A 15,903-nucleotide genomic window follows, 5' to 3' on the forward strand; every position below is an offset into this window, starting at 1 on the left:
GACAATTTATTGTTAAATGGCATAAAATAGCTTTTAACAAAGTATACAAATCTGAAGACGAGAAAGAGTAAAATAATGAACTGTTCCCCAGAGAGCCGGTAAAGTGCTGAAAGCCGGTGTTCAGACGTTATTTGAAAATCATCTCCGAGGAGCCGAGGCTGAAAGTAAGTAGGCCCGGACGGATGTCTACCGTTACAAAGAACGCGTATGTTAGTACGTTGCTAAGCGCTATTAGTGAAAAGCTAATAGAATTAGGGTGGTAACGCGGGTAAACCCGTCCCTACTTCATAGGGGCGGGTTTTTTGTGTGCTTTTAAAACATTCAAAGGAGTGATTGTAGATGAAGAAAGTAGATGTAAAAGAGTCAGCTGTAGGGAGAGAAACACGTATTCGTAAGCAGTGGAACGAACAGAGCATTTTTGAACAATCAATTCAGAATCGAGAAGGCGCGCAATCGTTTGTGTTTTATGAAGGACCACCAACGGCGAACGGTTTACCACACGTCGGCCATGCACTTGGTCGGGCAATTAAAGATTTAGTAGCAAGATATAAAACGATGGCCGGTTTTAAAGTAGTAAGAAAAGCAGGATGGGATACACACGGTTTACCTGTAGAATTAGGTGTTGAGAAGCAACTTGGTATTTCTGGTAAACATGAAATCGAAGAGTACGGAATTGAGCCATTTATTAAGAAGTGTAAAGAGAGTGTATTCACATATGAAAAGCAGTGGCGTGAGTTCACTGAAAGTATCGGTTATTGGGTAGATATGGATGATCCATACGTTACTTTAGAAAATCCATATATCGAAAGTGTATGGCATATTTTAGGGACGATTCATGAAAAAGGCTTGTTATATAAAGGGCATAGAGTTTCACCGTACTGCCCAAGCTGTCAAACCTCTCTCAGTTCACATGAAGTTGCACAAGGGTATAAAACAGTAAAAGATTTAAGTGCAACAGTTAAGTTTAAAGTGGAAAATAGTGAAAATGAGTATTTCTTAGGTTGGACGACAACACCATGGACACTTCCAGCAAATGTTGCACTTGCTGTACATTCAAATATGGAATACGTTAAAGCGAAACAAGAAGGTCATGTATACATTGTTGCGAAAGAACGTGTACAAGAAGTATTAAAAGAAAACTATGAAGTATTATCTGTTCATAAAGGTGAAGAATTAGTAAATACATTTTACACAGCACCATTTCCAATGAAAGAAGTGACAAATGGTTACCGTGTTATTGCAGCGGATTTTGTAACGGCAGATAGTGGTACTGGACTCGTTCATATTGCTCCAGCATATGGGGAAGATGATTATAGAGTTGTTCAAAGTGAAGGATTGTCGTTCCTACATGTTGTAGATGGAAAAGGTGAGTATACAGATGCAGTACCATTTTTGAAAGGTAAATTTGTAAAAGATTGTGACGTTGATATCGTTCGTTATTTGGCGAAGGAAGGTTTGCTATATCATAAAGAAAAATATGAACATAGTTATCCGCATTGCTGGCGTTGTGATTCACCACTTCTTTATTATGCAGGAGAAAGTTGGTTAATCCGAACAACTGCAATTAAAGATACATTTTTAAAAAATAATGATTCTGTTACTTGGTATCCGGATCATATGAAACATGGACGTTTTGGTAAGTTTTTAGAAAATATGGTTGACTGGAATATTAGCCGAAATAGATATTGGGGAACACCATTAAACGTATGGGAATGCGAAAGTTGCGATCATCAGTTCGCACCGAAAAGCATTGCTGAATTAAGAAAGCATAGTAAGAAAGAAACACCTGAAGATTTAGAATTGCATAAGCCGTATGTAGATGAAGTGCAAGTCTGCTGCGGGAAATGCGGAGGCACAATGAATCGCACACCAGAAGTAATCGATGTTTGGTTTGATAGTGGTTCTATGCCATTTGCACAATATCATTACCCATTTGAAAATAAAGATTTATTTGAAGAGCAGTTTCCAGCGGATGTTATTGCAGAAGGAATTGATCAAACACGCGGCTGGTTTTATAGTTTATTAGCAGTATCAGCACTATATACAGGCAAAGTGCCGTATAAACGAGTGTTATCACTAGGGCATGTTTTAGATGAAGAAGGACAAAAAATGTCTAAAAGTAAAGGCAATGCACTAGATCCAGTTGATTTAGTAGAGAAGTTTGGTGCAGATGCGCTAAGATGGGCTTTACTCGTTGATAGTGCCCCGTGGAATGCGAAGCGTTTTTCTGAAAGAACAGTACTGGAAGCGAAATCTAAATTTGTAGATACATTAGTCAATGTGTATAGCTTCTACGTTTTATATGCAAATTTAGATGAGTATAATCCGAAAGAAACGTATGACGTAAAGCTTACGAAATTAGACGAATGGGTATTATCAAGATTGCATAGTACAACGAAAAAAGTGAGAACAGCACTTGATGAGTATCAATTTACGAATGCAGCTCGTGAAATTGCAGCACTTGTAGATGAAGTGAGTAACTGGTATGTAAGACGCTCACGTAATCGTTTCTGGGAATCTGGTATGAACGCTGAAAAAGCATCTGCCTATGAGACACTTCATGAAGTGCTTGTAACAATTAGTAAATTAATTGCACCATTTACACCGTTTGTCGCGGAAGACATTCATCTGAATTTAGAAGGAAGTAGCGTTCATTTAGCGGATTATCCAGTTGTAAATGAATCACTACTTCAGCCGAAATTAGAAGCGGAAATGGATGCTGTTTTACAAGTTGTCGAACTTGGAAGAAGTAACCGTAATCAGCATTCTTTAAAAGTAAAACAGCCGTTAGCTGAGCTTGTATTACTTGAGCATAAAGAGAATGATATCGATTGGGAATCTTATCGCGATATTGTAATGGATGAGCTAAATGTGAAAGCATTCCATGTTGAACTGGATGAAACGAAGTATACATCATATCAATTGAAGCTCAATTTTAAAACAGCAGGGCCGAAGTTCGGTAAAAATGTGAATGCAGTAAACGGCTGGTTAAAACAATTATCACAAGAAGAAGTACAAAAATTTGTATCAACAGAAAGAGCAGTTTACGAAGCAACATCAGGAGAAGAAGTGGTTGTAACCGCTGAAGATGTGTTAGTTGAGAAAGTTGCAAAATCAGGATTCTCTAATACGACTAACGGACAATATACGGTTATGTTAGATACGAATGTAACGGAAGAATTGTTACAAGAAGGAGTAGCTCGTGAATTCATTCGTGCGGTTCAAGAATATCGTAAGCAGTTGAATTTACCAGTTAACTTACGAGTTGATGTGATTCTTGATGCAGAGGAAGAACTACAGCAAACGTTAACGAATCATAAACATCTATTGGAAGAAAACTTACTCGTCAAGCAATTTACATTTGGCCACTTAACGAATGAAGACGACGAGCTTTCTTTAGGGGAGACAAAACTCCGAATTAAGTTAAGCGAGGCTAATTAATGAAAAAAGGAAGTTGGAATCATTCCAACTTCCTTTTTTGTATGAAGGGAGATTAACCGGATGATTTCCTCATAATCCACTCGATAGGGACACTGGAACATTTCTTTCTTCATATTTTAAAAGTATAAGGTTGAAAGAATTGATAAAGAAATATATTTCTAAAGTATTGTTTTCGTTTTACACATAAATATTGAGAAAATTTCACTTACCCAAAATGTAAAGGTAATAGAATTGCTCGTATAGAATTACTCGTAGATTCACTTTATTTCGTTACTTGTCGACAGTAATAGCCTTATAGGAATGGGGTAAAGGTTTCAATTTATTAGGGGGAGTGGTTTTATGTTAAACAAAAAAATGGTGGCAATGGCAATGACTGTACCATTAGTAATGGGGACGATTTCTACAGTTTCCGCATTGGAAAAGAAGCAAGTAAAGGTAGAAGCTTATTCACCACAGAAAAAAGCAGTTGAATATTTAAAAGGGAATGCCAATCAGTATGGATTAAAGCCCGATCTTTCAGACTTGCAATATATTTCTACAACAGAAACGTCAGTAGCTTCATATGTTAGGTTCCAACAAGTAGTAAATGGCGCGCCTGTATTTTCAAAACAAATTACGGTTACTCTTAACGGAGAGGGAAAAGGAGTACTTGCTGTTTCTGATTATCAACCTGTTACAGGTGTGAAAGAAGTAACGACAAAAATTAGTGAAAAAGATGCAATACAAAAATCAATGGCGTATGTTGGAGAAGCGAGTGAGCAAAACTTATGGGCTCCTACAGAAAAAGAATTCGGATATATTGTAGAAGAAGGTGTCGCTCTTCCAGTATATAAAGTGGTAGTCCATTCTAATAATCCATTCGGTGCATGGGAAACATTCATTGATGCAGAAAATGGAAAGTTAATTAAAAAGGTTGATATAAACCGAAAAGCTGAAGGGTCAGGAAAAGTATTTTTACCTAACCCGGTCGTATCTAGCGGTAGTAAAGTAGGATTAAAAGATAATAATGATGCAGATTCAACAGCTCTAACGAACCAATTGAAGACTGTTACGTTAAAAGGTTTAGATGGAACAGGATTTTTAATTGGAGAGTATGTAACGATTTCTTCAAAAGCGATGACGAAATCTACAAACTTACAATTTAACTATACACGTGCAAATGATAGCTTTGAAGATGTTATGTCGTATTATCATATCGATACATTGCAGCGCTATATTCAAGGACTAGGCTTTAAAAATATTAATAATCGTTCGATTAAAGTAAATGTTAATGGTACAACGGATGATAACTCATTCTATTCTCCATCAACGAAAGCTTTAACTTTCGGTACTGGCGGAGTTGATGATGCAGAAGATGCTGGTATTATCGCGCATGAATACGGCCATTCAATTCAAGACAATCAAGTGCCTGGATTCGGTAGCTCACCAGAAGGTGGAGCAATGGGAGAAGGATTTGGTGATTTCTTAGGTGCTACTTATGAAGATGCAGTGTCGACTACAGGGTACGGAAAAGCATGTGTTGGAGAATGGGATGCGACAGCTTATTCTAGTTCGGATCCAACATGCTTACGCCGATTAGATACGAATAAAGTATATCCGAAAGATATTACGAATGAAGTACATGATGATGGGGAAATTTGGGCTCAAGGACAATACGAAATGGCACAAGCTTTTGGCCGTGATGTAGCAACAAAAATTATTTTACAATCACATTGGTCATTAACGCCAAATGCTAAATTCCGTGATGGAGCAAAAGCAATTAAGCAAGCGGATGCTCTTCTATATGGCGGACAACATGCTGCTGATATCGATCGTATTTGGGCAGCAAGAGGAATTAGTACGAATTAATATAAAAAGTCGTGGCGTTTATAAGCCACGACTTTTTAATTTACATAAGAACTGGTACTAGTAAATAAATTAATATCAATGATAATGTGAATACATCCGCAGCCTCATTTACTTTTTAGATTCTTTAAAAACAAAATGCTCTTTAAATTTTCTAGACTCAACTTTTTGACCGTTTCGCATCGAGCGGAAAGGGTGTTCTTGCCACGTAATAATCACGTCAACCTCATCTGTTTTTGTAGAAATAGGTAAGTTAGCATGTTCAAATCCAGTTTTGTTGCTTGCTAAACGACTTTCCTTTAGGGAAAAGAGTTCATATTTCGTTTTTGTATTTGGCTCGTTGCGGAAGACTTCAACTTGTACGTTATACACTTCGCTTTTTCCGAGATTTTTTACAGAGAAATAATATGTTTGAAATACACCTTTTTTAGGTTGCAACAATTTTTTACTCGTTTTTTTCACTTCATCAATATTCACTTGCCATTGATTAGAATGTTGAGAGATTGGTAAAGATTTTGGTGAATATGCGTACGTTTCATTTACTACAATTTGGCATAACAAAAGGAGAAAGAAACTAATTGCTTTTTTCATATGTACACCTCCGCTACAATTTTGCTATTAATATGCGTGGGAAACATGTAAATTATGTAATAAAATGGAAATGTATATAGAGCGTGAAAAAGACTAGTGTAAATCTAAATGGGAAAATAATAATAGAACATGAAAAATACGCATATATAACGGTAGATGAAGAATCTTAAATAAAAAGGCTTGCGTTTTATAAAATAAAGAGATAGAATACTCTGTAAATATAAAAAGTGATGATCAGGAAAAGTACATGATGCAAAGGTCTACAGAGAGCAATCGGTTGCTGGGAAGATTGCGATACCGCATGATGGAAAGACACCTGTGAGTGTTGCTTTGAACGTGATTATTAGTAAAAGCAAACGGTACCTACCGTTATCAGGGCTAAGATGGTCATTGTGACAATTTGGGTGGTACCGCGGAAAAAATCCGTCCCTATTTCTAGGGGCGGATTTTTGTATTCTTTGAAAGGAGGTGAGTGAACGTGGATGACGACGATGACAACAATAACGTAAATAAAATGAAAACTATTGGAGGGAAATATAATGGGGCAAATAATGAAGCGTTCACTCACTCAAGCGAGTACAGAGCATGTTGGAAAAGTGGTACTCTTACAAGGGTGGGTAAAAAAGATCCGTCATCTAGGTAATGTTAGTTTTTTATTATTACGGGACCGAAAGGGAGTTATTCAATGTGTATTAGAAAACAAGTTAGCTGGATACAAGGTTGATGTAGAAAGTGTCGTTCAAATAGTTGGTGAAATTGTAGAGACTTCGAAAACAGAATTAGGGGTTGAAGTACTTGCTCATGAAGTGAAAGTATTAAATGGTGCAGAACAACTTCCATTTGAATTAAATAAAAAGAAATTACAAGTTGGTTTAGATCAACTATTGAATGAACGAGTATTATCGTTAAGACATGAGCGAACCGCGGCGATATTTAAAGTGAAAGCTACACTCGCTCAAAGTTTTAGTGACTATTTAACAGAGAACGATTTCATACGTATATTTACGCCGAAAATTGTTTCACAAGGGGCAGAAGGAGGAGCGAATGTTTTTAAGCTTCCATATTTCCAAAAAGAAGCTTATTTAGCTCAATCACCACAGTTTTATAAACAAATGACGGTAGCGGGAGGATTGGAACGTGTTTTTGAAATTGCACCTGTTTACAGAGCGGAACATCACAACTCTTCCCGTCATTTGAATGAATATATATCGTTAGACGTAGAGCTTGGATTTATCGATGATTTTCATGAAGTGATGCAATTAGAAACGGATGTTTTACGATATATGTTTCAGCAAGTAGGAGAAACATGTGAGAAAGAACTACAACAATTACAAATAGAAGTACCTGTCATTACTGAAATACCGAAAATTACATTGTCAGAAGCACAAGAGATTTTGAAAAGTAAGTACCGGAAAGAATCACCGATTGGAGATTTAGATACAGAAGGTGAAAAGTTACTAGGGAAATATGTGAAAGAAACATATAATAGTGAATTTGTTTTCATTACACATTATCCGAAAGAAGCGAGACCGATGTATACGATGCCGAATAACGAGAATCCATCTATTACTGATTCGTTCGACTTACTATATAAAGGATTAGAAATAACATCAGGAGCACAGCGAATTCATAATTATGATCTATTACTCGCATCTTTTAAAGAAAAAGGATTACACCCAGAGAAATTTCAATCTTATTTAAATACATTCCGATACGGTTGTCCACCGCATGGCGGTTTCGGCATTGGGCTAGAAAGGATTGTATATAAACTTTTAGAATTAACGAACGTACGAGAGGCGAGTGCTTTTCCGAGAGATTGTACACGTCTTACACCATAAAAAAGAACCTTCGCGATTATCGCGAAGATTCTTTTTTAATGTTCTTTTATTTTTACATTGAAAGTTTATAAAAAATCTTTTCGACAAAAAAATTAATATATACCTTGACAGTTATAAATATAACCGATATACTTCATATTAATTTCAAAAGAAAATATATTCTAAATATTAAAATGTGTTGAATAGGAGTAGTAAGGTCATGTATTTGTGCAGAGAGCTATGGGTTGGTGCGACATAGTCAAATGACATCCTGAACTCGCCTAGGAGCAGTAAGGTGGAACGGAATTACATTCTTAGTAAATCTTAACGGTTAACCTTCGATATTAGGTTTGTAATCAAACGATTACTACTAAGGTGGATTCATAATGGAATCAATAAGGGTGGTACCGCGTTAAGTAAATGGCTTAGCGTCTCTTTTTATAAAGAGATGCTGAGCCATTTTTTATTTTATAGAAAAAGAAATGGAGGGTTTATTCGGATAGGTATATAAAATTTAATTATTTGTATAAAAAGATTTAATTAGGAGGAAAATAAGATGAAACAGACGGAGCAATGGACTTCGAAATTAGGATTTATAATGGCTGCAGCAGGATCAGCAATTGGATTAGGCGCAATATGGAAGTTTCCTTATATCGCTGGGAAGAGCGGGGGAGGAGCATTCTTTTTAATTTTTATATTATTTACTGTGTTAATTGGACTACCACTATTAATAGCTGAATTTATGATTGGACGCAGTACACAGAAACAAGCAGTTGGCGCATTTAAAAGTATTGCACCAAATACAGGGTGGCACTGGATTGGACGCCTTGGCGTTGGAACGTGTTTTATATTACTTTCGTTTTATAGTGTTGTAGGTGGATGGGTATTGATTTATTTATTTAGAGGAGTAACTGGACAACTTATTACTCCGGGACAAAATTACGGTGCATTATTTACTGAAACAATTGGAAATCCCGCTTGGGCTATTACTGGACATTTCGCTTTTATGTTCATTACGATATGGGTTGTATCAAAAGGTGTACAAAACGGAATTGAAAAAGCAAGTAAATATATGTTACCAGCATTGTTCGTTTTATTTGTCGCCCTTATTATTCGTTCATTAACATTGGATAATGCAATGCAAGGTGTGAAGTTTTTCTTACAACCAGATTTCTCAAAGATTACTTCAGAAAGTATTTTGTTCGCAATGGGCCAATCGTTCTTTGCGATTAGTATCGGAATATCAATTATGGTTACGTATAGTTCCTATTTAAATAAAAAAGAAAGTTTACCAAAATCAGCAATAACAATTGTTGGATTGAATTTATTCGTTTCTTTATTTGCAGGTCTTGCAATTTTTCCAGCAGTATTTTCATTAGGAATGGAGCCGACGGAAGGGCCTGGATTGCTATTTATCGTATTACCATCTGTATTTAGTCAAATTCCATTTGGCGGATTGTTCTTAACGGTATTTCTTGCGCTATTTACATTTGCCACATTAACATCGGCGTTTTCTCTACTAGAGACGGTTGTTTCAGCATTAGCAAATGGTGAACAAGAAAGAAGAACGAAACTATCATGGATCATTGGTTTCTGTATTTTCTTAGTAGGTATACCATCTGCGTTATCATTTGGAGTATGGAGTGATATTACGATTTTTGGTAAGAATATTTTTGATGCGGTAGACTTTTTATCTAGTAATATATTAATGCCACTAGGAGCGCTATTTATTAGTATTTTCGTATCATTCAAAATGGAAAAGAAGGTGCTAGAAGCAGAATTTTTTGTAGGTGGAAATTACGGAAAGAAAGTATTTACTTGTTGGGCATTTTTACTTCGGTTTGTAGCGCCACTTGCCATCATCATCGTCTTTTTAAATGTAATAGGAATTATTTAACATTAAATGTTATAATATACAGTAAAAAAGAAGGTGATGATTATAAAGGCGAATTTGATAGAAGCAGGGAAATACATGGACATTAGAGGGAAGAAGTTATATGTTGAAGCACATGGAAACCCTAAAAGTGAGCCTGTATTATACTTGCACGGCGGTCCAGGAGAGAGCTGTTATGATTTTTCATTTCATCAAGCGGAACGTTTAAAAGATTCTTTATATGTAATTATGATAGATCAAAGAGGTGTTTGTCGCTCAGAAGAAATTCTTGAGGACGAAGCTTTTGGATTAAATGATTTGATTGAAGATTGTGAAGAACTAAAAAAAGTATTGCAAATTGAGAAGTGGTCTGTAATTGGACATTCTTTCGGTGGATATGTAGCATTGTTATATGCATTGATATATCCAAGTTCAATAGAGAAAATAATATTTGAAGGATCAACTTTTGATTTTGCATTAACAAGTAGAGCTTTGTTACAAAAGACAGGGGATTTATTAAAAAAGTATGGAAAAGAAGAAGTAGCAGAAGAGTCCATCGCTTATTCATCTAGCAATGCTAGTTCCGAAGAGTTGCTTGAAGCTTATATAAGATTAAGCGATGAATTAGAAGAAAAAAGAATGGAGATTTACAATAATAAGGAAGATAGGACAGATGAGAGTTTATACAGTGATCAAGAGTGGGAAATATTTTCAAAACGCTCCAAGATTCATTTTGATAGATTAAAATTAGAAGGCGCATGTCATACATCATTATTATCCAAAATAAAAGATGTACAAAATCCAATGTTATTACTTGTAGGAAAACATGATGTAGTAACGTGTGAAAAACAAATTGAAATATTTAATAAAGATGCTCGAAACGGCAAGTATATTGCATTTGAAGAGAGCGGTCATTCACCTCATTATGAGGAAGCAGATAGATTCGCAGAAACAGTCATGTATTTTTTGAAATGAAGAAAAGGGTGCTTCTATTAATGAGAAGCACCCTTTTTAAATTTCTGGATATGTGATTGTTATGTTAGGCCATTTACTTTGCCAATTCTTTTTAATAACTCTGTTTTTGTACATATGTATACGTCCTTTTGATTCGAGAAAATGAGCTGTTGGTCTCACTTGTAATGAAAGAACATCTTCAATACCGCACGGAGCTGTTAATATAACATTGTTTTTTTCGTCTAATGTAACCCCTAAAGCCGTTGCTGTTTCAGGGAATTTAGAAATAGCATCAATAGAAGAAGAATATGGTGGCATGTTGTTCACCACATGCATACGAGCTTGATTTTTAACCGACCAAGGTATAGAAGCATCCATATTTGTTAGTGTTTTCTCTACGGATTGTTCATATGTCTCGTCTTTATGTAATGGATCAAAATAGATGACATCAACGTCCGGTGTAGCAGTTCTTACTTCGTAGTTATGCAAAGTATCCCAAAGTTTAGAACGAACAAAACCGGCGCAAATCCACCAATCAGGTAGCTCTAGTGATTTTGCTATGTGTAATACGTTCATCATCCATTTGTCGTTTTCTATTAAGCGAATTACATCTTGTTCTGTTTGTATCTTCATTGATAAATTCACCTTCCTAGTAAATTAATGCATCAGTTCAATAATCCATAAAATCCAGTAAGCACCTGGTACGAACAACAGTTGTGCGAGTAAAGTACCGAGAAGTCTAGATATCATTAACCAACCATACATTTTACTCATAGATTCAGCACCATTTTCTGATTGTAAAGCACGCTCTGTTAATAGAGCAATGCGTGGATCGAGCAATACTGTTAATAAAATAGTAGCAAAACCATTCACAAGGCCAGAAGCTGTACTTGCATTTGTTGCGTAATCTGGATTTAGAAAAGAAGCATAAAGGGCAGAAAGAACACCTGCTGTATAAATTGCAGTAGCAAACATGTTAATAAGCATAATACGCTTTGGGATACCACCGATACGCAATCTATGAATCATTTCAAATCTTGGAAAGCGCACATATTTTTTTGTGTACTTTAATTTTTGAATGTTATTTGTTTTCATCATTCGAATGAAAGAACCATCTGTTTCAAAGTTTTGAATGACATATCCAAATAGTTTTGTCAAAGTTGGATAAAGAATAATCGCAAGTAAGGTACCTATGGAAGCAGATAATAGTACAAGTCGTATAGTATGCTCTAAATTAATAGAAGCATCTCGTTTTGCTTCATCGACAATCCCGCCAATTAAAAAGGCTTGTAGTAAATTTGAAGTTCTTGAAATAAGTAATACCATTCCTACGACAGATAAGGCAACGACAATCTTTTTTAAACGAACACCAGCTAATCGAATACTATAAGAACTAGTTTCGACTGCGTGGATGACAATTGTGAAAGCCATTATAAAAATTAACGTAATTGACATTTGTTTCACCAGTTTCTATTGAATTAATTGCAACTTTCTTACTTTATCATATCTATCCGTCTAATGTAACCGAAACTATGTAACATAGAAAAAGTGATTTTTTTGAAAAAACAAATAATGGTAGTATAGTAGAGGTAGAGTAGTAAAAAAACCTTTAGTATTACATGTAAAGTAGGATGAGTGGGGGATTAAATATGTATACAACATTTTTATTTGATTTAGATGGAACAGTAACGGATCCTAAAAAGGGGATTGTAAATTCAGTTTTGTACGCGTTAGAAAAGGTTGGAATTGAAGAATTACATATAAGTGAGTTAGATTCATTTATTGGTCCTCCTATTCAGTAATCATTCGTAGAGAGATATAATATGAATGAAGGAGAAGTTGAACGAGCTGTTTTTTATTTCAGGGAATATTTAAAGCAACGTGGGTTGTTGGAGAATAGTGTATACGAGGGTATTCCAAATCTCCTAAAACAATTAAAAGATAACGGAAATCGTTTATTTATAGCTACTTCAAAGCCTACTATTTTTGCTAGACAAGTAATAGAGCATTTTCAACTAACGAATTATTTTGAAGATATCATTGGAAGTAATTTAAATGGAACAAGAATAAAAAAAGAAGAAATAATTGCACATATTTTACTTCAGAATGAAGGACTTAATAAAGAGGAAGTTGTTATGATTGGAGATAGAAAGCACGATATAATAGGTGCAAATCATAATGGAATTGCTTCAATTGGTGTTTTATATGGCTATGGTAGTGAAAATGAGTTGATTGAAGTTAGTTCGACTCATATAGCGAAGGATATAGAAGAACTACACCATTTTTGTATAGAAAATAGTTTAATAAAAAAATAAAAATAGAGACTAACAATCCCTTTATAACGTATGACGATGAAATCGTTTCTGTTTAAAGGGATTTTTCATATGTAATCGAATATGTATAATTAGACATTTTAGTATGAAAAATTTGTATGAATTAGAGGAGGGATGTCAGAAATGAAAGATTAGTAGAAGTTTATCAATAAAAGATTGAATTTTCAGTTTAAAGGAGGGGTATAATTGGAGCTAGTTATTATATTATTAGCACTTAGCTTACTTATGTTTGTAGCTTATAGAGGGTTTTCTGTTATTTTATTTGCACCAATTTTTGCATTATTTGCGGTATTTTTGACAGAACCTAGTTTTGTATTACCTTTCTTTTCTAATATTTTTATGGAGAAAATGGTAGGGTTTATTAAACTATATTTCCCGGTGTTTTTACTTGGAGCAATTTTTGGGAAAGTAGTAGAAATGTCAGGAATTGCTGATTCTATTGCAAAGACGATTGTAGAGTTGGTTGGAGAAAAACGTACAATTTTAGCGATTGTTTTAATGGGTGCTATTTTAACATATAGTGGTGTTAGTGTATATGTAGTGGTATTTGCTATATTTCCGTTTGCAGCTAAGCTTTTTCGACAAGCTAATATTCCAAAACGCTTAATACCTGGAACAATTGTCCTTGGAGCAGTAACATTTACAATGGATGCGCTCCCTGGATCACCACAAATTCAAAATGTAATACCTACAACATTTTTTAAAACGGATATTTATGCTGCACCGATACTTGGTATTGTAGGGGCAATTTTTGTACTCACGTTAGGTTTATTATATTTAGAGAGTAGGCGTAAGAAGGCAAAAGCAGCAGGTGAAGGATATTTTGGTTTTAACGATGGGAATACTGAAATGGCAGCATCTTTGGAATTAGAGCAGAAAGAAATACCGCTGTTAAATAGTTTAGAAATTACGAGGGCACAACAACTTATTGCTTTTATACCACTTATTTTAGTAGGTGTAATGAATAAAGTGTTTACTATTATGATACCGAAGTGGTATCCGAACGGTTTTGACTTTTCAGCAATTGGTATGAAAGCATTTGGAAAAGTAGAATTGAGTGCGGTAGTTGGAATATGGTCTGTAGAATTGGCACTTATAATAGGAATTTTAACAACTCTTTTATTATACTGGAGACGGGTAGTAACAGGATTTCAAGCTGGATTGAATACAAGTATTGGTGGAGCACTACTTGCAACAATGAACACTGGAGCAGAATTTGGTTTCGGTGGTGTCATTGCAGCACTTCCAGGTTTTGCAATTATGAGAGATGGCATTTCTGCAACGTTCACAAATCCTTTAGTGAATGGAGCGGTAACGACGAATATTTTAGCCGGTATTACAGGTTCTGCATCAGGAGGAATGGGGATTGTTTTAAGTGCGATGGGGGATAAATTTATTGCAGCAGCCAATCAATTTGATATCCCATTAGAAGTTATGCACCGTATCGTATCAATGGCATCAGGAGGAATGGATACATTACCACATAACGGGGCTATTATTACTATTCTTACAGTAACAGGTTTAACACATAAACAGTCATATAAAGATATATTTGCTATTACAGTTTTGAAAACGCTTGCTGTGTTTTTAGTTATCGCATTCTATACTATTACAGGAATTTATTAAAAATAGATACTATATGAATTGTAAAGGTTTATTTAGTTGATATTTTATAAACTAAACATTAATAAGGGTAAGAAGGGGTGGAGTATTTGCAAGAAGTTGCTGAGTTTCGTATGCCGAAGTCTGTACTATATGGAAGAAATTCGATTGAAAAGCTGGGGGAACAATCAAAGAAGTTTGGGAAAAGAGCTTTTATAGTTACTGATACAATTATGGAGAAATTAGGGTATGTTGAAAGGTGCATAAAACAGCTAAATAAGAAAGGGATTACTGTTATTACATATAATAAAGTGAATGCTGAGCCTACAAATTTACACGTATTAGAAGCGTTAACGATTTGTAAAGAAGGGAAGTGTGATTTTATTATCGGTATTGGTGGTGGAAGTTGTATTGATGCTGCGAAAGCAGTAGCGGTGTTATATACTAATGGTGGAGCAATTGAATATTACGTCCAAAAAGATGTTGAAATAGAAAATGATCCACTACCACTCATTGCAATTCCAACAACTTCAGGTACTGGGTCAGAAGTAACAAGTGTAGCAGTAATTACGAATAAAAAAACAGATGTAAAAATGATGATGAAGCATCCGAGTTTTACCCCGCAAGTAGCGATTATTGACCCGATATTAACAAGTTCGGTACCACCTCATATTACGGCAGCGACAGGTATAGATGCATTATGCCATGCAATTGAAGCATATATTTCTAAATTTTCTCAACCACTTACAGATGTACTTGCTCTTTCGGCTATTGAAAGTATTATGAAATATTTACGTATTGTATATGAAGATGGAGGTAATATGGAAGCAAGGGAAGCAATGATGATCGCTTCATTACAAGCTGGAATTGCATTCTCAAATGCATCTGTTACATTAGTTCATGGAATGTCAAGACCAGTAGGGGCGTTATTTCATGTACCACATGGTATATCAAATGCAATACTATTACCCACAGTTTTAGAATATACAAAAGTGAGTGCAACAAAAAGACTAGCGGAAATTGGACGTTGTTTAAATAAAGATATGTATTCCTATTGTGATGAAGAAGTAGCCGATTATACGCTGAGGGAAATAAAAAAACTTTGTTTTGATCTTCGTATTCCAAATTTAAAAGAATACGGAATCGGTGAGGTTGAATTTGAAAATGCTATTTCAAAAATGGCCTCAGATGCAATTGAAAGTGGTAGCCCAGGAAATAATCCGCGAGTTCCTTCTTATAATGAAATTAAACAGTTGTATCGACAATGTTTTAATTATCAATATGAAAATTCTATAAAAACATTAGGGAGTTAATTTCAGAATATTCACATAAAATTTCCTTGGAAATAGTTAAAACAAGACTTTATATTATAAACTTAAAGTCTTGTTTTATTGTGTATAATATACATAATAAAACATTGTTATTAGTTTAGAAAAAAGTTTAGGTA

The 15,903-nt window shown here is 35.0% G+C and carries 10 protein-coding genes, 1 pseudogene and 3 other annotated features; of the genes and pseudogenes, 8 read left to right on the top strand and 3 right to left on the bottom strand.

Features of this window, described 5'->3' with window-relative positions; genetic code table 11:
• Positions 1 to 45: 45 nt before the first annotated feature.
• Positions 46 to 285 (top strand) — a binding site (T-box leader).
• Between the two features lie 54 nt (positions 286 to 339).
• Both ileS and ACUN26_RS07765 read left to right on the top strand, forming a co-directional pair.
• Complete coding sequence (ileS, locus tag ACUN26_RS07760) at positions 340 to 3,441, top strand: isoleucine--tRNA ligase (RefSeq protein WP_000754889.1); 3,102 nt, start codon at positions 340 to 342, stop codon at positions 3,439 to 3,441.
• A 339-nt stretch (positions 3,442 to 3,780) separates the two neighbouring features.
• Complete coding sequence (locus tag ACUN26_RS07765; protein ID WP_000932729.1) at positions 3,781 to 5,289, top strand: M36 family metallopeptidase; 1,509 nt, start codon at positions 3,781 to 3,783, stop codon at positions 5,287 to 5,289.
• 108 nt (positions 5,290 to 5,397) lie between these two features.
• Here ACUN26_RS07765 and ACUN26_RS07770 read toward each other — a convergent pair whose 3' ends face one another.
• Entirely contained in the window at positions 5,398 to 5,877 is a 480-nt protein-coding gene (locus ACUN26_RS07770; RefSeq protein WP_000709329.1) for a hypothetical protein, read from the bottom strand.
• A 221-nt stretch (positions 5,878 to 6,098) separates the two neighbouring features.
• Positions 6,099 to 6,311 (top strand) — a binding site (T-box leader).
• Between the two features lie 105 nt (positions 6,312 to 6,416).
• On the opposite strand from ACUN26_RS07770, the gene aspS reads away from it, so the two are divergent.
• The 3 genes from aspS to ACUN26_RS07785 all read left to right on the top strand — a co-directional run bounded on the left by aspS (position 6,417) and on the right by ACUN26_RS07785 (position 10,542).
• Entirely contained in the window at positions 6,417 to 7,715 is a 1,299-nt protein-coding gene (gene aspS, locus ACUN26_RS07775) for an aspartate--tRNA(Asn) ligase (RefSeq protein ID WP_000529817.1), read from the top strand.
• A gap of 169 nt (positions 7,716 to 7,884) precedes the next feature.
• Positions 7,885 to 8,133, top strand: a binding site (T-box leader).
• Between the two features lie 117 nt (positions 8,134 to 8,250).
• Complete coding sequence (locus ACUN26_RS07780) at positions 8,251 to 9,591, top strand: sodium-dependent transporter (protein ID WP_000814552.1); 1,341 nt, start codon at positions 8,251 to 8,253, stop codon at positions 9,589 to 9,591.
• A gap of 36 nt (positions 9,592 to 9,627) precedes the next feature.
• The gene (locus ACUN26_RS07785) at positions 9,628 to 10,542 is read left to right on the top strand and encodes an alpha/beta fold hydrolase (RefSeq protein ID WP_000584212.1); all 915 of its coding nucleotides are present in this window, start codon (positions 9,628 to 9,630) and stop codon (positions 10,540 to 10,542) included.
• Between the two features lie 36 nt (positions 10,543 to 10,578).
• Here the strand turns inward: ACUN26_RS07785 and ACUN26_RS07790 are convergent, their stop codons facing one another.
• Together ACUN26_RS07790 and ACUN26_RS07795 are read right to left on the bottom strand one after the other, a co-directional pair.
• Positions 10,579 to 11,154 carry a nucleotidyltransferase family protein gene (locus ACUN26_RS07790; RefSeq protein ID WP_000701724.1) on the bottom strand — a complete coding sequence of 192 codons (576 nt, stop codon included), beginning with the start codon at positions 11,152 to 11,154 and terminating at the stop codon, positions 10,579 to 10,581.
• Between the two features lie 24 nt (positions 11,155 to 11,178).
• Positions 11,179 to 11,976 carry a lipid II flippase family protein gene (locus tag ACUN26_RS07795; RefSeq protein WP_000028917.1) on the bottom strand — a complete coding sequence of 266 codons (798 nt, stop codon included), beginning with the start codon at positions 11,974 to 11,976 and terminating at the stop codon, positions 11,179 to 11,181.
• Between the two features lie 194 nt (positions 11,977 to 12,170).
• Here ACUN26_RS07795 and ACUN26_RS07800 point away from each other — a divergent pair.
• The 3 genes and pseudogenes from ACUN26_RS07800 (at position 12,171) to ACUN26_RS07810 (ending at position 15,769) form a co-directional block, all read left to right on the top strand.
• Positions 12,171 to 12,836 (top strand): annotated as a pseudogene (locus ACUN26_RS07800) (HAD family hydrolase).
• 204 nt (positions 12,837 to 13,040) lie between these two features.
• Positions 13,041 to 14,480, top strand: a complete 1,440-nt coding sequence (locus ACUN26_RS07805; RefSeq protein WP_000424323.1) for a GntP family permease — start codon at positions 13,041 to 13,043, stop codon at positions 14,478 to 14,480.
• An 86-nt stretch (positions 14,481 to 14,566) separates the two neighbouring features.
• Positions 14,567 to 15,769 (top strand): iron-containing alcohol dehydrogenase, encoded by a 1,203-nt coding sequence (locus ACUN26_RS07810; protein WP_001158490.1) that lies wholly within the window; start codon positions 14,567 to 14,569, stop codon positions 15,767 to 15,769.
• The last annotated feature ends 134 nt before the right edge of the window (positions 15,770 to 15,903 follow it).

The organism is Bacillus sp. WC2503, from assembly GCF_052682895.1.

Excerpts from the sequence above, each read along its gene's own strand:
- ileS (WP_000754889.1), top strand. The coding sequence starts at position 340 with ATGAAGAAAGTAGATGTAAAAGAGTCAGCTGTAGGGAGAGAAACACGT.
- ACUN26_RS07765 (WP_000932729.1), top strand. The coding sequence starts at position 3,781 with ATGTTAAACAAAAAAATGGTGGCAATGGCAATGACTGTACCATTAGTA.
- ACUN26_RS07770 (WP_000709329.1), bottom strand. The coding sequence starts at position 5,877 with ATGAAAAAAGCAATTAGTTTCTTTCTCCTTTTGTTATGCCAAATTGTA.
- aspS (WP_000529817.1), top strand. The coding sequence starts at position 6,417 with ATGGGGCAAATAATGAAGCGTTCACTCACTCAAGCGAGTACAGAGCAT.
- ACUN26_RS07780 (WP_000814552.1), top strand. The coding sequence starts at position 8,251 with ATGAAACAGACGGAGCAATGGACTTCGAAATTAGGATTTATAATGGCT.
- ACUN26_RS07785 (WP_000584212.1), top strand. The coding sequence starts at position 9,628 with ATGATTATAAAGGCGAATTTGATAGAAGCAGGGAAATACATGGACATT.
- ACUN26_RS07790 (WP_000701724.1), bottom strand. The coding sequence starts at position 11,154 with ATGAAGATACAAACAGAACAAGATGTAATTCGCTTAATAGAAAACGAC.
- ACUN26_RS07795 (WP_000028917.1), bottom strand. The coding sequence starts at position 11,976 with ATGTCAATTACGTTAATTTTTATAATGGCTTTCACAATTGTCATCCAC.